Consider the following 20022-nt stretch of genomic DNA (forward strand, 5'->3'; position numbering starts at 1 on the left):
CGCCACCAAGGAGCCTCCATGAGCACAGCCACTGCACCCGTCCCTTCCGACGCCCGCAGCCCCGCCGCCGAACTGAGCTTTGCCAGCGCCGTCGAGCAGGCCCGCGCCCTGGCCGAAGGCCGCATCACCGCCACGGCGCTGCTGGAGCACAGCCTGGCGCGCATCGCCCGGCACGACGCGGCCTTCAACCTCGTCGCCGTGCGCGATTTCGAACAGGCCCGCGCTGCGGCCCGGGCGGCCGACGAGGCCCTGGCGCGCGGCGAGCGCAAGCCGCTGCTGGGCGTGCCCATCACGGTCAAGGAATCCTTCGACGTGCAGGGCCTGGTGACGGCCACCGGCAACCCTGCCCACGCAGGCAACGTGGCGGCGCAGGACTCGTGGGTGGTGCGCGCGCTGCGCGAGGCCGGCGCCGTGGTGCTGGGCAAGACCAACGTGCCGGTGGGCCTGGCCGACCTGCAGAGCTACAACCCGCTGTACGGTGTGAGCAACAACCCCTGGGACGTGGCGCGCACGCCCGGCGGCTCTTCGGGCGGCTCGGCCGGGGTGCTGGCCGCGGGCTTTGTGGCGCTGGAGCTGGGCTCGGACATCGGCGGCTCCATCCGCATCCCCGCGCACTTCAACGGCGTGTACGGCCACAAGCCCACGCAGGGCCTGATCGGCCTGCGCGGCGCCGGCCTGCCCGCCGGGCGCGTGGCCGACCGCGACCTGAGCGTGGCCGGCCCGCTGGCGCGCAGCGCCGCCGACCTGGCCCTGGCGCTCGACCTGCTGCTGAACCTCGACCCGCTGCAGGCCAAGGCCTGGCGCGCCACCCTGCCCCCGGCGCGGCACCAGCGCCTGGCCGACTACCGCGTGCTGGTGATCGACCAGTGGCCCGGCACCGAGCGCAGCCTGGGCGAGCGCGTGGCCATCGAGCGCGTGGTGGAGCGCCTGCGCACCCAGGGCAGCCAGGTGCTGCGAACCAGCGACCTGCCCGCCGGCCTGCTGCCCGACCTGGGCGAGGCCCACCGCATCTACCGCAGCCTGCTCGGCTCCTCGCTGGCCGAACCGCCCGCGCTGTCGGCCGGGGCCCAGGCACGCCTGGACGCCCTGGCGCCCGAAGACACCAGTGCCGATGCCGCCTGGCTGCGCTCGTTCAGCCTGTCGCACCGCGCCTGGCTGCACGACAACGAGGCACGGCTGAAGCTGCGCCAGCAGTGGGAACAGCTGTTCGGGGTGGTGGACGTGGTCGTCACCCCCGTGCTGGCCACCCAGGCCTTTGCGCACAACCACAGCGAACCCAAGGACGAGCGCAGCTACCCCGTGGCCTTCGAGGGCGGCAGCAAGCCCGTGCGCTTTCTGGATCTGTTCACCTGGGCCGGCCTGCCGGTGCTGCCGGGCCTGCCGGCCACCAGCTTCCCGCTGGGGCTGGACGACGATGGCCTGCCCATCGGCGCGCAGGCCGTGGGCCCCTACCTCGAAGACCACACCTGCATCCACTTCGCCCACCTGCTGGAGCAGGCGTACGGCGGCTTCCAGGTGCCGCCCGGGCTTGAAGACTGAGAGATCGCCTGTGAGTGACCTGTCCCAGCCTTTGCAGGCTTCGCCCCGGTCCGCCGCGCACGCCGATCTCATCGCGCATGCGCGCCAGCTGGGCCATGACTTCGCTCTGCTGGCCGCCGAGCACGACCAGAGCGGCGCCCCGCCCGAGGCGCAGTTCGCGGCACTGCATGCCGCGGGCCTGCTGCGCCTGACGATAGACAGCGCCCACGGCGGCCATGGCGCCGGACTGGCCGTGGCGCGCGAGGTCGTCAGCGCCATTGCCTATGGCGATCCTTCGGTGGCGCTGATCCTGTCCATGCACTACAGCCTGCACGGCCACATCGCGCGCAGTCTGCGCCAGGGCTCGGACGAATGGCCCGAGGCGCTGGCACGGCAGCTGATCGCCGAGTCGCTCGAAGGCCGCTCCCTGCTCAACGCCGCGCAGGTGGAGCCCGCACTGGGCTCACCCTCGCACGGCGGCCTGCCGGCCACGGTGGCACGGCGCGTGGGCGACCAGTGGCTGCTGGCGGGCCACAAGCTCTACGTGACGGGCGTGCCCCTGCTCTCCTGGATCAGCGTGCTGGCCGTGACCGACGAGCCCGAGCCGCGCCTGGGCAGCTTTCTCGTGCGGCGCGGTGCGCCCGGTGTGCAGGTGGTCGACACCTGGGACCCGGTGGGCATGCGCGCCACGGCCAGCCACGACGTGCTGTTCCACGACGTCGCCGTGCCGCTCGGCCATACCGTGGGCCTGCGGCCGGCGCACCTGGGCCTGCGGCGCGACGCGACCACCATCGCCTGGTACTTCAGCCAGGTGGGTTCGGTCTACCACGCTGCGGCGCAGGCGGCGCGCGACTGGTTGCTGCGCTTTCTCAACGAGCGCAAGCCCAGCGCACTGGGTGGTGCCTCGCTGGCCAGCGTGCCCACGGTGCAGGACGCCGTGGGCCGCATACAGGAGCTGCTGGCTACCAACGACTGGCTGCTGCTCAGCCATGCGCAGGCCTACGACGCCGGCACTGCGCCCGACCACCTGGGCGCGCTGGTCAAGCAGGTGGTGACCGACAACGCGGCCCAGGCTGTTACAGCGGCCTTCGAGCTGGCCGGCAACCACGGCCTGGCCCGGCGCAACCCGCTGGAGCGGCACCACCGCAACGTGCTCTGCAGCCTGATCCATGCACCTCCCAACAACCTGCTGCGCACCCATGCGGGCCGCGCGGCGCTGCAGGCCGCGGCATAGCCCGGCCTGCCACCGATTCACTCCCACACCGTTCTGTCCATCCATGCCATCCTTCGACGATATCCACACCCTTGCCGCCGCTGCCGTGCAGCGGGATGCCTCGCGCCGCGCCTTTCTGCAGGGCACCGCCGGGCTGGGCCTTGCCACCCTGGTCCCCTGGGCCCAGGCCCAAGGTGGTGAGACGCCCCAGCGCGGCGGATCGCTCACGCTGCTCATCTTTCCCGAGCCACCGACGCTGACCACCATCGCGCACACGGCCAATGCCTCGGTACTGATCTCGGGCAAGGTGACCGAAGGCCTGCTGACCTACGACTTCGACCTGAACCCCAAGGCGCAGCTGGCCACCTCGTGGACCACCAGCGCCGATGGCCTGCAGTACACCTTCAAGCTGCGCCAGGGCGTGAAATGGCACGACGGCAAGCCCTTCACCTCGGCCGACGTGGCGCATTCGCTGAACCTGGTCAAGGAATTCCACCCGCGCGGGCGTGCCACCTTTGCCGCGCTGAGCGAGGTGCAGACGCCCGACGCCCACACCGTGGTGCTGCGCCTGGCCAAGCCCGTGCCCTACCTGCTGTCGGCGCTTGCAGCGTCCGAGACGCCCATCGTGCCCAAGCACCTGTATGGCACCGGCAAGGCCGATGCCAACCCGGCCAACAATGCCCCCGTGGGCACAGGCCCGTTCGTGTTCAAGGAATGGGTGCGCGGCAGCCATGCCATCTTCGAGCGCAACCCGGCCTACTGGGACGAAGGCAAGCCCTACATCGACCGGCTGATCGTGCGCTTCATCCCCGATGCCGCGGCACGCTCGGCCGCCATCGAAAGCGGCGAGGTGCACCTGGCGCCGGGCTCACCCGTCTCGCTGGCCGACGTGGAGCGCCTGCGCGCCAAGCCCAACCTGGTGTTCGAGAGCAACGGCTACCAGTACATCAACTCCATCTACCGCACCGAGTTCAACCTGGAGACCCCGGCCCTGCAGGACCTGCGCGTGCGCCAGGCCATCGCCCACTCCATCCAGCGCGACAACCTGCTCAAGGTGGCCTGGTACGGCCAGGGCAAGCTCATCCCCGGTCCGGTGAGCAACACGCTCAAGAAATACTACGTGCCCGACCTGCCCGTGCTGCCCTACGACGTCAAGCAGGCCGAGAAACTGCTCGACGAAGCGGGCCTGACCCGCGGCAAGGCCGGGGGCAACCTGCGCCTGAAGCTGCGCGCCACGCCCATCCCCAATGAGGGCGGCCTGCGCACGGCCGAGTTCCTGCGCCAGTCGCTGTCGCGCATCGGCATCGAGCTGCAGCTCAGCTCGCAGGACTTCGCGACCTACATCAAGCGCGTGTACACCGACCGCGACTTCGACCTGCACATCAGCGCGATGAGCAACACCTTCGACCCCACAGTGGGCATCCAGCGCCTGTACTGGTCCAGGAACTACAAGCGCGGGCTGCCGTTCTCCAACGGCTCGGCCTACAGCAACGCCGAGGTAGACCGCCTGCTGGAGGCCGCGTCCGTCGAGACCAACGAGGCCAAGCGCATCCAGCTCATCACCGAGTTCCAGCGCCTGATCATCCGCGACCTGCCCGACATCAACCTCGTGGCGCCCGACACCTACACCATTGCCGACCGCCGCGTGCGCAACCACACCGTGGGCGGCGACGGCCCTGCCGGAAACCTCGCCAACGTCTGGCTGGGCAAGGCCTGACCAGGCCATCCCGCCCATCCACAGGAGGAACTGCCATGACGACACACACCACCGCAGCCAACCAGCCCCAGCCCGATAAGCTCTGGTACACGCGCTGCCCCGTGCCTTCGCCCCTGGGCATCGCCGCGCGCCTGGGCTGGCTGGCCGAGGCCTTCGCCGAGGACGGCATCGCCATCGAGTCCATCATCGACTCCAAGGACCGCAGCGTGCGCGAAAGCCATTTCGACCACCACCTGGCCTGGTCCTTCCGCCAGGGCGGCAACATCCCCCCCATCTGGGCACGCGCCAGCGGGCGCGACACGCGCCTGGTGGCCATCACCTGGACCGACGAGTTCCAGGCCCTCATCGCCCTGCCGGGCAGCGGCCTGACCAGCGCCGCCCAGCTGGCGGGCAAGCGCATCGCCATCCCACGGCGGGTGAACGACCTGATCGACTTCCACCGCGCCACGGCGCTCAAGGGCACCGTGTCGGGCCTGTCGCTGGCCGGGCTCACGCACCAGGATGTGACCCTGGTGGACCTGCCCATCGAGGAGTCGGTCATCATCGCCGCGGGCGAGCCCAGCCTGCACGGCCTGCGCCGGCGCCACCCCTACTTCGCCGAGGTGCAGGCCCTGGTGCGCGGCGAGGCGGATGCCATCTTCGTCAAGGGGGCCGAGGGCATCGTGGTGGCCAACCTCATCGGTGCGCAGGTGGTGGCCGAGTTCGGCAAGCACCCGGACCCCAAGGTGCGCATCAACAACGGCACGCCGCGCACGTTGACGGTGGACGCCGCCCTGGCCGACCGGCGCCCCGACCTGGTGGTGCGCCTGCTCGGCGTGGTCGAGCGCGCGAGCTACTGGGCCGAGCAGCACCCTGACGAGACCCTGCGCTTCGTGGCGCGCGAGATCGCCACCACCGAGGAAGCCGTGCTCGCCTCCAACGGACCCGAGGTACACCGCCACCTGGGCCTCAGCCTGGATGCGCCCCTGGTCGATGCCATCGGCCATTTCAAGGATTTCCTGCTTGCATGGGGTTTTCTGCCCCGCGACTTCGCACTGGGCGAATGGGTGGACCCACGTCCCCTGGCCCGGCTGCGTGCGCAGGCCGAGGCCGCCACTGCGTTGCCGTTGGCCGCCTGACGCCTGGGAGACCGCCACATGACTACCGAATCCTCAGTCCAGAGCCTGCGTGTTCTCGTCACAGGTGCCACCGGCAAGCTGGGCCAATTGCTGGTGCCGCGCCTGCTGGCACAAGGCGTTGCCGTGCGCGCGCTGACCCGCCAGCCTGAGCACGCCCGCCGGGTGCTGGGCCCCGCCGTGGAGATTGCCGCGGGCGACCTGGGCCAGCCCGCCACGCTGGACGCTGCCTTGCGCGGCGTGACGCACCTGTTCCTGCTCTCGCCCATCGACCCGCTGCTGGCCGTGCACCAGGGCAACGCGATTGCGGCCGCCGAGCGCGCGGGGGTGCAGCGCATCGTCAAGCTCTCGGGCTCGGCGTGGACCACCACCCCGCCTGGGCGATCGCTCTCGGGCGACCTGCATGCGGCCGTGGAGCGGCAGCTCGCACAGTCAGGCATTGCGCACCTGGTGCTGCAACCCAACGCCTGGGCCCAGGTGGCGCTGGGGCGGCTGGCCGAGCCATTGCAGCAGGGCGATGCGCTCTCCGATCCCTTCGCCGGCGCCCGCGTGGCCTACATCGACGCGCGCGACATCGCCGACGTGGCCGTGGCAGCCCTGCTGGAGACTGCGGTGCAGCCACCGGAAGATGGCGGGCCCTGGGTGCTGACGGGACCCGAGCCGCTCGATTTCGCCGACCTGGCCGCAGCGGCTGGTGCGGCGCTGGGCCGCACGGTGGCCGTGCAGGCGCCAGGACCAGCGAGCCAGGCGCCGGCCGCCCTGCCGGCGTTCACCGCGCAGGTGCATGCGCAGTTCAGGCAACTGATTGCCGCCGGGGCCGCGCGGGAGACCACATCCACCGTGGAGCGCGTGCTCGGCCGGCCTGCGCGCAGCGTGCGCGACCACGTTGCCGAGCAGGCCCGGCAGGCATTGGCGGGTACCCCTGCGGCAGTGGCGGCGTAAGTACAAAGTAGCACTTGCTTACTCAGAATCGTTCGTTGTAGGGCCCGGGGGGGCTGCCTACATTGGGGCTTGTCTACCAACACGCTCTCATGCAAAGGATCTCCATGCCCCGCCCCCCACAGCGCCCCGCCCTCCCGTGGAAACGCATCGCCGTCGTGCTCGGCCTTGCCGGCCTGGCCAGCCTGTCGGCCATGGCCCAGGCGCGCCACGGCGGCACGCTCAACTGGGCCGTGAACCCGGTGCCCTCGTCGCTGGTACCTCTGACCACCACGGCCGGCGGCAACACCGAGATCGGCCCCAAGATCGTCGAAGGCCTGCTCACCTACGACTGGAACCTGGCGCCCAAGGCCCAGCTGGCCACCGCCTGGGCCGTCAGCAAGGACGGCCTGCAGTACACCTTCACCCTGCGCAAGGGCGTGAAGTGGCATGACGGCAGGGACTTCACCTCGGCCGACGTGGCGTATTCGATCCAGACGCTCAAGCAGGTGCACCCGCGCGGACGCGGCAGCTTCGCCAACGTCACCGAGGTGAAGACGCCCGACGCCCACACCGCCGTGGTGGTGCTCTCCAAGCCATCACCCTTCTTGCTGACGGCGCTGTCGGCGGCCGAATCCCCCATCGTGCCCAAGCACCTGTACGAAGGCACCGACGTCAACACCAGCAAGTACAACAGTGCCCCCGTGGGCACGGGGCCCTTCGTCTTCAAGGAATGGGTGCAGGGCAGCCATGTGCTGCTGGAGCGCAACCCCAATTACTGGGACAAGCCCAAGCCCTACCTCGACAAGATCGTGGTGCGCTTCATCACCGACGGCGTAGCCCGTGCCGCAGGCCTGGAGTCCGGCAGCATCGACCTGAGCGCCGGCAGCTCCATCCCGTTGTCGGACGTGGAGCGCTTCAAGAAGCTCCCGGGCATCGAGATCGACACACGCATCTCGCCCTACGTGGGCAACCACCAGCAGGTGTATTTCAACCTGGACACATCCGCGCTCAAGAACATCGAGGTGCGCCGTGCCATCGCCCAGGCCATCGACGCCAATGCCTACAACAACACCGTGTGGTATGGCCTGGGCAAGCTCTCGGCCACGCCCATCGGTGCGCACAGCCGCTACCACGATGCCAGCGTGCAGCGCATCGCCTACAACCCCAAGGCGGCCGAAGCGGCGCTGGATGCCGCCGGCTTCAAGAAGGACGCCAGCGGCACGCGCCTGAAGCTGCGCGTGCTCTACAACCCCTTCGTCGAGCGCCGCTCGGCCGACTTCATCCGCCAGTCGCTGGGCCGCATCGGCATCGATGCCGCCGTGGAGACTTATGACTTCGCCACCTACGTGAAGAAGGCCTATACCGACCGCGAATGGGACATCACGGCCGAGAGCCTGACCAACATCTTCGACCCCTCGGTGGGCGTGCAGCGCATCTTCTGGTCCAAGAACTTCAAGATCGGCCTGCCATTTTCGAACGCCCCGCACTACAGCAACCCCGAGGTGGACCGCCTGCTCGAAGCCGCCGCCGTCGAGGTGGACGAGGCCAAGCGCCGCCAGCTGTTCTTCGACTTCCAGAAGGCCGTGGCGGCCGACATCCCATCCATCGAGTTCGGGGCCAACCCCAACATCACGGTGGTGGCCAAGAAGGTCCGCGACTACGCCCCCACGGGCGAGCATGTCCGCGGCAGCTTCGCCGACCTGTATTTCGCCGCCCCCTGACCTGACACGCGAACGGGGCACGCCCATGACCACACTCTCGCGCGTCGGCCACACCCTACAGCGCACGGCCTGGCAGGCCGTGCCGACTGTGCTGGGCGTGGTGGTGCTCAACTTCTTCCTGCTGCAACTGGTGCCAGGCGACGCGGCCGACGTGATCGCGGCCGAGTCGGGATCGGCCACGGCCGAGACCATGGCCCAGCTGCGCACCCATTTCGGGCTGGACCTGCCGCTCTTGGACCGGCTGCTGGCCTACCTGAACAACCTGGCCCACTTCCACCTGGGCACCTCGCCGCGCCACAACCAGCTGGTGCTGGACCTGATCGGCGGGCGCCTGGGCAGCACCTTGCTGCTCATGGTCACGGCCCTGGGCATGGCCCTGGCCACGGGGGTTCTGCTCGGCACCATCATGGCCACCTGGGTCGGCAAGTGGCAAGACCGGGTGCTGTCCGTGCTGGCGCTGCTGCTGTACTCCACGCCGGGCTTCTGGCTGGGGCTGATGGCCATCGTGCTGTTCTCGGTCAAGCTCGGCTGGCTGCCCACCGGGGGCAACCTCACCATCGGCGCCGGGCTGACCGGCTGGGCCCTGGTGAAGGACGCCGCGCGCCACCTGGTGCTGCCGGCACTGGCCATGGCCGGCTTCTTCGTCGCCATCTTCTCGCGCCTCACGCGGGCCGCCATGCTGGAGGTGAGCCACCAGGACTTCGTGCGCACCGCCACGGCCAAGGGCCTGACCCCCGTGGCCATCACGCTGCGGCATGTGCTGCGCAACGCACTGATCCCGGTGACCACCGTCGCGGGTATGCACTTCGGCACGCTGCTGGGCGGAGCCATCGTGGTCGAGTCGGTCTTCAGCTGGCCGGGCCTGGGCCGCCTGGCCCTCGAATCGGTGCTGGCCCGCGACTACAACGTGCTGCTGGGCATTCTGCTGCTGTCCTCGCTGCTGGTCATCGTGGCCAACATGCTGGTGGACCTGCTGCACGCCTGGCTCGATCCCCGCATCCAGGTCCGTTGAGGCGTTTTCCGCACCTGTTGCATCCCACAAGATTGCCATGACCACCGCCGCCACCACCTCCCCCCAGAACCGCTTCCTGCGGCTCATCCGCGCATCATCGTCGTCCGCGGAAAAGAAGCCCGCGCTGGACGCCCTTTCCCCCGTGCCCGTGCAGCGCCACGCGGCCTTGCAGGCCTTCGTGCGCAACCCGGCGGCCGTCACCGGCGTGCTGATCCTGCTGCTGGTGGCCGGCCTGGCCGTGCTGGCGGGGGTGATCTTCCCGAACGACCCGCTGGACATGGCCACCCGCCCGCTGCTGGCGCCCCTGCAGTCGGCCGAATTCCCGCTGGGCAGCGACTCGCTGGGCCGCAACGTGGCGTCCGGCATCGTGCACGGCGCGCGGGTCTCGCTGGCGGTGGGGCTGTCGGCCGCCACGGTCAGCGTGCTCATCGGCATTCTGGTTGGGTCCGTCGCAGGCTATTTCGGCGGCCGGGTGGACGACCTGCTCGTGCGGCTGACCGAGCTGTTCCAGACCGTGCCCACCTTCTTGCTGGTGATCGTGATCGTGGCCATCGGCCAGCCTTCGGTGAAGGTCATCGTGCTGGCCATCGGCCTGGCCTCCTGGCCGGTGATAGCGCGCCTGGTGCGCGCCGAGTTCCGCTCGCTGCGCGAATCCGAGTTCGTGCTGGCAGCGCGCAGCCAGGGCTTTTCGGACCTGCGCATCATCTTCCAGGAGATCCTGCCCAACGCCCTGCCCCCGGTCATCGTGACCGCCTCGGTGCTGGTGGCCACGGCCATCCTCATCGAATCGGCCCTGGCCTTCGTGGGCATGGGCGACCCCAACGTGGTCTCCTGGGGCAGCATGATCGGCGAAGGCCGCGAGCAGCTGCGCACCGCCTGGACGTTGACCGCCATCCCGGGCGCCGCCATCATTTTCACCGTGCTGTCGCTCAACTTGGTCGGTGACGGCCTCAACGACGCCTTCAACCCCCGCCTGCGAGGCCTGCGATGAGCCACCCGACCCTGATTCACCCTGTGCACGGCGATGGAGCCGCCGGCACCCAGCGTGCGCCCCTGCTGCTCGACATCCGCCAGCTGGACGTGCGCTTCAAGGGCTCGCAAGGTGTGCTGCACGCCGTGCGTGGCCTCGACCTGCAGCTGCACCAGGGCGAAACCCTGGCCCTGGTGGGCGAATCGGGCTGCGGCAAGTCGACCACGGCGCTGGCGCTGCTGCGGCTGCTGGCCCCCGGCGCACAGATCGGTGGCCAGATCCTGTTCGACGGCCGCGACATCGTGCAGTTGCCGCTGGACCAGCTGCGCCAGTTGCGCGGGCGCGAGATCTCGATGATCTTCCAGGAGCCCATGACCTCGCTGAACCCGGTCTACACCGTGGGCACGCAGATCGCCGAGACCTTGCGCCAGCACGAAAGGCTGTCGGCCCCGGCGGCCCGCCAGCGTGCCATCGAGCTGCTGGACCTGGTGCGCATCCCCGAACCCCAGCGCCGCGTGGACGACTACCCGCACCAGCTCTCGGGTGGCCAGCGCCAGCGCGTGATGATCGCCATGGCCGTGGCCTGCCGCCCGCGCCTGCTGGTGGCCGATGAACCGACCACCGCGCTGGACGTGACCATCCAGGCACAGATCCTGGAACTGCTGGACCGGCTGCGGCGCGAGCTGTCGATGTCGCTGCTGCTCATCACCCACGACCTGGGTGTGGTGGCCCAGTGGGCCGACCGCGTGGCCGTGATGTATGGCGGCGAAAAGGTCGAGGAGGCCAGTGCCCCCCAACTATTCGCAGCGCCCTCGCACCCCTACACGCGCGGCCTGCTCGGGGCATCGCTGCACGCCGGCCAGGACCTGCACTACACCGATGCACGCCTGCCCGAGATCCAGTCACGCCTGAACCTGGAGACGGGCCAGCGCAGTTTCGACCTGCACATCCCCAAGGTCCGGCCACGTGAGGAATCCGCAGCGTTACAGGACAACACTCTGCTTTCGGTGCAAAACCTGCGCACGGACTACGCCACGCGCACCGGCACCGTGCATGCGGTCGACGATGTGTCCTTCACCATCGGCGTCGGCGAGACCGTGGGCCTGGTGGGCGAGTCGGGCTGCGGCAAGTCCACCCTGTCCAAGACCCTGCTGCACTTGGTGCCCGCCGCGGCCGGGCGAATCGTGTTCGACGGCACGGACCTGACCCGGCTCAAGGGCCGCGCCCTGCAGCCCTGGCGCCAGCGTATGCAAATGGTGTTCCAGGACCCTTATGCTTCGCTCAACCCGCGGCGCACGGTGTATGACATCCTCGACACGGTGCTGTACGTGCACGGCAACCGCTCGCGCCAGGACCGGCAGCAGCGCATCGCCGCCATCCTGGACCGGGTGGGACTGCCCCTGAACGCGGGCAACCGCTACCCGCACGAGTTTTCGGGTGGCCAGCGCCAGCGCATCGGGATCGCGCGCGCGCTGGTAGTGCGGCCGTCGCTGGTGATCTGCGACGAGCCGGTGTCTGCCCTCGATGTGTCCATCCAGGCGCAGATCTTGAATCTGCTGGTGGAGCTCAAGGAGGAGTTCAAATTGTCCTATTTGTTTATCTCGCACGACCTGGCTGTCGTGCGCTACATCGCGGACCGGGTGTTGGTGATGCACCGGGGGAGGTTCGTGGAGTCGGGGGACCACCAGAGCATCTGGGCGGCGCCGCAGCATGAATACACACGCAGCCTGATCGCCGCAGTCCCACGGGGTGAGCAGCGCAAGGCAGCGTGAGCAGGACTGCGGCAATCAAGAAAGCCAAGGGGCCCGCAGGCCCCTTTCTTCTTCCCGAACCTCTCGCTACCCTACACGGCTGCCTAGAGGCCGCACCAATCTCAGGTTCTCTCGCAAGGTCGCGCCGTCGTATTCCGAACGCGCCAGCCCCCGTCGGCGCAGCTCAGGCAACACCAGCTCCGCAAAATCCGTCAGCCCTGTAGGCAACACCGGCGCCATCACATTGAACCCATCGGCTCCGCGATGGACGAACCGCTCCTCGAGCTGATCGGCTATCTGCACCGGCGTGCCCACCAACTGCCAATGCCCCCGTGCCCCCGCCACCCTCAGATACAACTGACGGATGGTCAGGTTTTCGCGGCGCGCGAGCTGCAGGGTCAACTCCTGGCGGCTCTTGCTGGCGTTGGTCTCGGGCAGCTCCGGGATGGGCCCGTCGAGGTCGTAGCCCGACAGGTCCACGCCTCCGGTCAGGCCTGAGATCATGGACAGGCCGAGCACCGGGTCGATCAGCGACTGCAGCTGCTCGAACTTCTCCTGCGCCTCGCCCTCGCTGCGCCCCACCACCGGAAACACGCCGGGCATGATGAGCAGGCTGTCGGGGTCGCGGCCATAGGCTTCGACACGACCCTTGAGGTCGGCGTAAAAATCGACGGCGTCCTGCAGGGTCTGCTGCGCGGTGAACACCACCTCGGCCGTGCGCGCCGCCAGGTCCTTGCCGGCGTCGGAGGAGCCGGCCTGCACGACAACTGGCCGCCCCTGCGGTGAGCGCGCAACGTTCAGCGGGCCTTGCACCTGAAAATGCTTGCCCTGGTGGTTGAGCACATGGCGGCGCGCAGGGTCGAAGACCCGGCCGCCCTGCTTGTCCCACAAAAACGCTCCGTCATCCCAACTGTCCCACAGGCCCAGCACCACGTCGGCGAACTCGCTGGCGCGCTCGTAGCGCTCGGCATGAACGTAGTGTGTATCGCGATTGAAGTTGCGCGCCTCGTGCTCGCTCGACGAGGTCACGAGGTTCCAGCCCGAACGGCCGCCGCTCAGGTGGTCTAGCGAGGCGAACTTGCGCGCGATGTGGAAGGGCTCGTTGAAGCTGGTCGATGCCGTGGCCACCAGGCCGATGTGCTCGGTCACGGACGACAGTGCTGACAGCAGGGTCAGCGGCTCGAACTGCGAGACATAGCTGTGCGCCGTGCGGCTGAGCACCTCGGGGTTGCTGCCGCGCGTGCCCACACCATCCGCCAGGAAGATCAGGTCGAAGCGCGCCGCCTCGGCCGCCCGGGCCAGTGCCCGGTAGTGGTGGATGTCCAGGCCCGCGCCGCGCACCGCGTCAGGGTGGCGCCAGGCGGCCAGGTGGTGGCCAGTGGGGTAGAGAAAGGCGCCGAAGCGCAGGAATCCGGAACGTTGGGGCATGGAAGGAGCAAAGAATCGGGTGCTAGACCGGGGTTTCATCGGGGGAGGCAGGCAGAAGCGCCAAGGGCTCATTTCTCCAGGTACACGTCGGCAAACGAATCGTTGAGCCCGTTGGAGTTGGTGGTGTGGTTGCGCACCTTCCTGTGGGCCACCGTGAGGGGCTGGAAGGCGGTGAGGTTGACCACCGGCAGGTCGCGGTGCACCAGTTGCTGAAAGCGCGCGAACAGCTCGCGGCGCTTGGCCGGGCTGGCCTCGATGGCGGCGGCTTCGAGCAGCTGGTCGGCCTCGGGGTTGCTGTAGTGGCTGGCGTTCGAGAAGCCCAGGCCGGGCTTGAAGTTCTTGGACCAGTAGATGCGCTGCACGCCCACCGTAGGGTCGAAGTTGTTGTTCAGGTTGTTGACGCTGATGTCGAAGGCCCGGTCGGTGTACACCGCCTTGACGAAGCCGCCGAAGTCATAGGCGGCAATGGTCGCGTCGATGCCCACCCGGCCCAGCGCCTGGCGCACAAACTCGGCCGTGCGGCGGTTGCCTTCCTGGTAGTAGGGGTTGTAGGTCAGGCGCAATGCAAAGCGCTTGCCATCGGCCTTGCGGGCAAAGCCGGCTTCGTCCAGCAGCTTTTCGGCCAGGGCCGTGTCGAATTTGTGGTGGCGGATGCTGGTGTCGCTGTACTGCCTGAGCACCGGGCTGATGGGCGATGGCGAGGGTTGTGCAAAGCCATACCAGGCCACGTCGACCAGGGCCTTGGCGTCCACTGCATGGGCGATCGCCTGGCGCACCTTCTGGTGGGCGAGCTGCGGCGTGTCGAGGTTGAACTCGAACTGCGACTGGTTGGCCACGTACTCATAGCCCTTGGTCTGCACTTCCAGGTGCGGCAGGGTCTTGATGCGGGCCACGTCGCCCAGGGGCACGGGCGAATCGCCGCTCAGGTCGATCTGCCCGGCCTCGAGCCCGGCGGCGCGGGCGCTGGCATCGGTGACGATGCGCACCACGATGCGGTCCAGGTAGGGTTTGGGCTTGTCCCAGTAGTCGGGGTTGCGCTCCAGGATCACATGGCTGCCCTTGCCCCATTCCTTGAACACGAAGGGCCCCGTGCCCACCGGCTTGGCGTTGTAGGGGTTGGTGCGGATGTCGGTGCCTGCGTACAGGTGCCTGGGCACGATGGGGGATTCACTGGACGCCAGTGCCGTGAGCAGGTACGGCGCGGGCTTGGAGAGCACGATGGTGGCCGTGAGCGCATCGGGCGTCCTGACCTCCGTCACATTGGCAAAGGTCGCCCGGCCGCGGGGATGGAACTCCTTGAGCGTGAGGATGGAGAACGCCACGTCGGCCGAGCTGAAGTCCTTGCCATCGTGCCACTTGACGCCGGGGCGCAGCTTGAAGCGGTACTGCAGGCCATCGGGCGACACGGCCCATTCCGTGGCCAGCCGCGGCTGCGGGCTCAGGTCGAAGTCGTAGGCCAGGAGCCCTTCCAGGACCTTGGTACCCACCTTCTGCGGAAAGCCGAACGTGTTGTCGATGGAGACGATGGTGGCTGATTCAGGCCCTGCCACGAACTGCAGCGTGCCGCCGCGCACCGGCTCAGCCTGGGTCTGGCCCGCCAGCGAGGCAAGGCACCAGGCCAGTGCGACCAGGACGTGAGTGGCCGGCCGTGGCAAGGCGGCGGATGAGGACGGGCGGGCAGGCATGGCGGACTCCTGAAAAAGGTGGCAGCACGGTGAAAGGCGCCCATGCTAGGGGCCATGCCCGGCCCAGGCTTAGACCGATTTCGAGGAAACAAACGCGGAAAATGGCAGGTCTGCGCCCGCTGGCGCTGGCATCCGACGCCGGGGCGCACCGCCAGGCGCTAAGGCAGATCCTGCACGCGTGCGCCCAGGCGCAGGCTGGCGCAGAAGGCCGAGAACTCGCCCGTGTTGTCGATGGGCGGGTTTTGCAGCTGCACGAGGAGGTTGGGCGCGAACTGCACCAACGTGACCTCGGCGCTGCCCGAACCGGCATAGATGCCCGTGTACGGGGTGCGCGTGCGCAGCCAGAACATGCGCACGATGGTCTCGCCTCTCCAGGCGGGCTTGCCGCAGAACTCGCCCGCTTCGGCGGGCTGGTCACCGGCATGCGCGTTCGGCACCATCCAGCGGCCATCCTCGGCGCGCGTGAAGGACTCCAAAAGCGCAGTGCCCCCGGAGTCCGCGCGCGCCACCCGCACACTGGGTGTCGGAGGGCCGGCATCGATCCTCCAGTCGCACACCTTGTAGGGCGGCTGGCCGCCCTGCTCCTGGTCCTTGCATTCGCCGCGGGGTGCGGGTTCGGCCCGGACCTTGACGATGTCGAAGGCGCATGCGCGGCCATTGCGTTCATCCGCGGAACGTTGGGGCCGGGTGACTTTGTAGCCGGCAGGCAGATCGAATTCAAGGCCACAGGCTGCGACATGGACGGTGGCCGCCTGCTCGGCCCGGGCGGCGGGAAGGACACCCATGGAGGCCAACGCCGCCAGGAAGGCCAGGGTGCGGTGCGCGTGGCCCTTCATGCGGCTTCCGGCCGGCCATCGGTGAGCTGTCGCAGCAGCTCCGCCCGGAAATCCGCGCTGAAGCCCCAATGGCCATCCACCTGCACCAGTTCGCCGGTGCTGGCGCGCGCCTGGAACCAGTCCTCTACGAAGCCCGGTGCCCAGCCGCCAGTGCCGAAATTCGCGCTGCCCACCATCGCGATGACGCCGGGGTAGGACTGCATGAAGCCTTCCATCGAGCGCACCGGGCGGCTGTGGCTGAGCAGCAGGAACTGCGCGGCGTACATCCGGTGCGAGTTCGCGTCCGCATGCAGCGCGAAAAAGCCCTTGTCCTCCACGATGGCCTCGGCCAGGCGGCGGATGGCCGCGGGCATCCGCGGGTCGGGCCACTGGTCGCAGAGCTTTTGCAGCCGCGAGTGGAAAGGCGCGCTGCGCACATGGTCCAGCGCGTCGTTCTTCACGTCCTCGGGGTCGTCCTCGTATGCGGATTCATGCACCAGACTGCGCACAAAGGTCTCGAAGTCCGGCGCGAGCGGCGTGATGCGGTAGTCGCTCTCCTGGTCCACGTGCACTACGGCGGGCTCGCCGGCCGGCCCGCAGGCACGGTAGTCGAGCGCGATCATGTCGTGCCCGGCCGAGGGGCAGTCGCCGAAGTACACGCCGATGTCCGGGTAGTCCCACTCCTCGATCTTGAAGCGGCTGCCCAGGCCGCCGCACATGCTCCACTGCTGTGCGAAGCCAATGCCTTTGAAGGCGCTGATCGCCACATGGTCGTCGGCCCAGGAACTCGGCTGGTCGGTGGGGAAGCAGCAGCGGGCCGGAATGCCGCCGTTTTGCGACTGCATCAGCGCGATGTAGCTGGCCGGAAGCCGGTAGCCCAGCGCGGCCTCGACGGCGGCAATGGCCGCAGGCGTGGGCGGCGGCTCGACATATTCCTTGCGCGCGTAGTCGCTGTCCTCCCAGAAACCGGACAGATCGAAGCCCGAAAACGGAGTCGTCCTGGTGTTCATGCGCCCTGCCCCCCTTCCCCTTGCGCGGCCCGCGCCTTGTCCAGCAAAAATTCGATGCACAGGCGCACCGCGCGCGTCTGGTGGCGGTTGGGCATGTACAACAGGTGCATGCGCGTGCCGAAGATGCTCAGGCGGTAGTCGTCCAGCGTGGTCAGCACCTCGCCCGATTCGATGGCGTCCTTCACCACGTAGTCCGGCACCAGGCCCACGCCCAGGCCCGCGAGGATGCCCTGGCGCAAGAACGGGAAGTGTTCGGATATCAGCGTCGGCTCCAGCAGCAGTTCCTGCCGCTCATCGCCCTGGTAGGCGCTCAGGCGCAGTTGCCGCCCCGTCACGCCGGCGGTGATGAGCGGGGCGCTGCGCAGTTCGAACAGCGTCTGGGGCAGGCCGTGCTGCTGGGCAAAGGCGCGCGAGGCGCAGGCGATGTAGCGCACCGTGCCCAGGCTGCGCGCCACCAGGGACAGCGGCGGCTCCTGGATCACGCGGATGGCGATGTCCACCTCGTCGCGCAGGTTGTCGGCGCGGTTCTCGAACAGCACGTCCAGCACGATGCCGGGGTACAGGCGCTTGAACTCGATCAGCCAGTCGCTCATCACGATCTGCCCATAGCCGCTGGGCACGCTGATGCCCACGCGCCCTTGCAGGCCCTGCCCCAGGGTGGCGATGGTCTCGCGCGCGGCCAGCATCTCGTTCTGGATGCTGCGGCCGTGCTCGTACAGGCGCATTCCCACCTCGGTGGGTTCTACCCGGCGGGTGGTGCGCCGCACCAGCTGCACGCCCACGGATTTTTCGAGCTGGGTCAGGTGGTAGCTGACATTGGCGCGGGACACCTTGAGCTTGCGCGCGGCCTGGCTCAGGTTGCCGCTGTCGATGATTTCGACCAGCAAGGCCAGAGAGTGGGAATCCATGGGGGCGATTGTTTCAAATGTTTTGACAGTCTGTCAATTCCAGCGGGGATTGTTATAAATCATTGTCACCGCAAGAATCCCGGTTTCCTAAAAGCCCATAGAGGAGACATGCGCGTGACCCTTCCAGCCCCTGCTTCTGTCGTTCGGTGGACCCCGCAAGAGGGCGTGCTGCTGGTCAGCGTGGACAACCCGCCGGTGAATGCCCTGGGGGCGGCCGTGCGCCAGGGCTTGCTGGCGGCGATCGCAGTGGCCGAGGCCGATGCCGGCATCCAGGCCGTGCTGATCGTGGGCGAAGGCCGCGCCTTCATTGCCGGGGCCGACATCCGCGAGTTCGGCAAGCCGCCGGTGCCGCCGGCCCTGCCCGAGGTCTGCCAGGCCATCGAGGCCTGCAGCAAGCCGGTGGTGGCCGCCATCCACGGCGCGGCGCTGGGCGGTGGGCTGGAAGTGGCGCTCTCGGCCCACTACCGGCTGGCGCTGCCCGGGGCCCAGTTGGGCCTGCCCGAAGTGTTGCTGGGCCTGCTGCCCGGCTCTGGCGGCACGCAGCGCGCACCGCGCCTCATGGGGGTGAAGGCCGCCACCGAGCTCATGCTCAGCGGCAAGCACCTCAACGCCCAGGCGGCGCTGGCCTCTGGCCTGGTGGATGCGGTGGCCGAGGGCAGCGACTCCGTGGCCGCCGGTCTGGCCTATGTGCGCGAGCTGCTGGCCCTCCAGGCGCCGGTGCGCCCCACCAGCGCCCTGCCCGGGCGCCTGGCCGACAAGGCCGCGGCCCAGGCCGAACTCGATGCCCTCAAGGCCGAGACCGCCAAGTCCGCGCTCGGCCTGTTCTCCCCCATGAAGATCATCGACTGCGTGCAGGCCGCGCTGGACCTGCCTTTCGCGCAGGGCATGCAGTTCGAGCGCGCGCAGTTCCTGGCCTGCCTGGACAGCCCGCAGCGCGCCGGCCTGATCCATGCCTTTTTTGCCGAGCGCGAAGTCGCCAAGGTGCCCGAGGCCAAGGCCGCCGCACCGCGCCCCGTCACCTCCATCGCCGTGATCGGCGGCGGCACCATGGGCGCGGGCATTACCGTCTCGGCCCTCGACGCGGGCCTGCCCGTGACCATGATCGAGCGCGACGAGGTCTCGATCGCCCGCGGCCGGGCCCATGTGGAAAAGGTCTACGACGCCCTGGTGGCCAAGGGCCGCATGAGCGCCGAGACCAAGGCCGCCACGCTGGCGCGCTACACCGGCAGCACCCGCTACGAGGACATCGCCAGCGCCGATCTGGTGATCGAGGCAGTGTTCGAAGACATAGAGGTCAAGAAGACCGTGTTCCGCGAGCTCGACCGTGTCTGCAAGCCCGGCGCCGTGCTGGCCACCAATACCTCCTACCTGGACATCGACGCGATTGCGGCCGCCACGGCACGCCCGCAAGACGTGATCGGCCTGCACTTCTTCAGCCCCGCCAACATCATGAAGCTGCTGGAGATCGTGGTGCCCGCCCGGGTCAGCGCCGACGTGGTGGCCACGGCCTTCGAGTTGGCCAAGCGGCTCAAGAAGGTGCCCGTGCGTGCCGGCGTGTGCGACGGCTTCATCGGCAACCGCATCCTGGCCGTGTACAAGCAGGCAGCCGACTACCTGATGGAAGACGGCGCCAGCCCGTACGAGATCGATGCCGCCGTGCGCGGCTTTGGCTACCCCATGGGCCCTTTCCAGGTGACTGACCTGGCCGGTGGCGACATCGGCTGGGCCACGCGCAAGCGCCGTGCCGCCACGCGCGACCCCAAGGCGCGCTATGTGGAGATTGCCGACCGCATCTGCGAGCGCGGCTGGTTCGGCCAGAAGACCGGCCGGGGCTTTTACCTCTACCCCGAGGGCGCCCGCGTGGGCCAGAGCGACCCCGAGGTGCTGGCCATCGTCGACGCCGAGCGCGCCAGGAAGGGCGTGGTGCCGAGCCCGTTCAGCGCCGACGAGATCATGCGCCGTTACATGGCCGCCATGGTCAACGAAGGCGCCAAGGTGGTGGCCGAGGGCATCGCCTTGCGCCCGCTGGACGTGGACGTGACCTTCCTGTCGGGCTACGGCTTTCCGCGCCACCGCGGTGGCCCCATGAAGTGGGCCGACATGCAGGGCCTGCCCCAGGTGCTGGCCGACATCCGCGAATTCGCCCAGGATGACCCCTTGTTCTGGAAGCCCGCCGCCCTGCTCGAACAGCTGGTGGCCGAGGGCCGCAATTTCGACAGCCTGAACCAAACCGCTTGA

15 protein-coding genes are annotated in these 20022 nt (G+C 68.8%); 10 read left to right on the forward strand and 5 right to left on the reverse strand.

The genetic code is table 11. From position 1 onward, the window contains the following. Positions 1-18 precede the first annotated feature (18 nt). From AC07PA_RS21875 to AC07PA_RS21915, 9 genes are all read left to right on the forward strand, one after another. Entirely contained in the window at positions 19-1539 is a 1521-nt protein-coding gene (locus AC07PA_RS21875) for an amidase (RefSeq protein WP_494608782.1), read from the forward strand. A 10-nt stretch (positions 1540-1549) separates the two neighbouring features. Then, a complete protein-coding gene (locus AC07PA_RS21880) occupies positions 1550-2752 on the forward strand; it encodes an acyl-CoA dehydrogenase family protein (RefSeq protein WP_494608781.1) in 1203 nt (400 codons plus the stop codon). A 43-nt stretch (positions 2753-2795) separates the two neighbouring features. Next, on the forward strand, positions 2796-4448 hold the full coding sequence (locus AC07PA_RS21885; protein ID WP_494608780.1) for an ABC transporter substrate-binding protein: 1653 nt from the start codon (positions 2796-2798) through the stop codon (positions 4446-4448). A gap of 35 nt (positions 4449-4483) precedes the next feature. Further along, a complete protein-coding gene (locus AC07PA_RS21890; RefSeq protein ID WP_494608779.1) occupies positions 4484-5566 on the forward strand; it encodes an ABC transporter substrate-binding protein in 1083 nt (360 codons plus the stop codon). Between the two features lie 18 nt (positions 5567-5584). Then, entirely contained in the window at positions 5585-6505 is a 921-nt protein-coding gene (locus AC07PA_RS21895) for an NAD(P)H-binding protein (RefSeq protein ID WP_494608778.1), read from the forward strand. A 104-nt stretch (positions 6506-6609) separates the two neighbouring features. Further along, positions 6610-8205: an ABC transporter substrate-binding protein gene (locus AC07PA_RS21900; protein ID WP_494608777.1), complete on the forward strand. Its 1596-nt coding sequence runs from the start codon at positions 6610-6612 to the stop codon at positions 8203-8205. 25 nt (positions 8206-8230) lie between these two features. Next, complete coding sequence (locus AC07PA_RS21905; RefSeq protein WP_494608776.1) at positions 8231-9217, forward strand: ABC transporter permease; 987 nt, start codon at positions 8231-8233, stop codon at positions 9215-9217. A 37-nt stretch (positions 9218-9254) separates the two neighbouring features. Then, positions 9255-10208, forward strand: coding sequence for an ABC transporter permease (locus AC07PA_RS21910; RefSeq protein ID WP_494608775.1), 954 nt, complete (start codon positions 9255-9257; stop codon positions 10206-10208). Then, positions 10205-11959, forward strand: coding sequence for an ABC transporter ATP-binding protein (locus AC07PA_RS21915; RefSeq protein ID WP_494608774.1), 1755 nt, complete (start codon positions 10205-10207; stop codon positions 11957-11959). The genes AC07PA_RS21910 and AC07PA_RS21915 overlap by 4 nt, the downstream gene beginning before the upstream one ends. A gap of 66 nt (positions 11960-12025) precedes the next feature. Here the strand turns inward: AC07PA_RS21915 and AC07PA_RS21920 are convergent, their stop codons facing one another. From AC07PA_RS21920 to AC07PA_RS21940, 5 genes are all read right to left on the reverse strand, one after another. Next, positions 12026-13366, reverse strand: coding sequence for an LLM class flavin-dependent oxidoreductase (locus AC07PA_RS21920; RefSeq protein WP_494608773.1), 1341 nt, complete (start codon positions 13364-13366; stop codon positions 12026-12028). 68 nt (positions 13367-13434) lie between these two features. Next, positions 13435-15051 (reverse strand): ABC transporter substrate-binding protein, encoded by a 1617-nt coding sequence (locus AC07PA_RS21925; RefSeq protein WP_494608772.1) that lies wholly within the window; start codon positions 15049-15051, stop codon positions 13435-13437. A 158-nt stretch (positions 15052-15209) separates the two neighbouring features. Beyond that, entirely contained in the window at positions 15210-15887 is a 678-nt protein-coding gene (locus tag AC07PA_RS21930; protein WP_494608771.1) for a hypothetical protein, read from the reverse strand. Further along, on the reverse strand, positions 15884-16876 hold the full coding sequence (locus AC07PA_RS21935; protein ID WP_494608770.1) for an SMI1/KNR4 family protein: 993 nt from the start codon (positions 16874-16876) through the stop codon (positions 15884-15886). Before AC07PA_RS21935 ends, AC07PA_RS21930 begins: the two co-directional genes overlap by 4 nt. Next, positions 16873-17784, reverse strand: coding sequence for a LysR family transcriptional regulator (locus AC07PA_RS21940; protein ID WP_007853796.1), 912 nt, complete (start codon positions 17782-17784; stop codon positions 16873-16875). The genes AC07PA_RS21935 and AC07PA_RS21940 overlap by 4 nt, the downstream gene beginning before the upstream one ends. A 108-nt stretch (positions 17785-17892) precedes the next feature. Between AC07PA_RS21940 and AC07PA_RS21945 the strand changes: the two genes are divergently transcribed. Next, entirely contained in the window at positions 17893-20022 is a 2130-nt protein-coding gene (locus AC07PA_RS21945; RefSeq protein WP_494655390.1) for a 3-hydroxyacyl-CoA dehydrogenase NAD-binding domain-containing protein, read from the forward strand.

This window comes from Acidovorax sp. GW821-FHT09B03 (assembly GCF_059418305.1).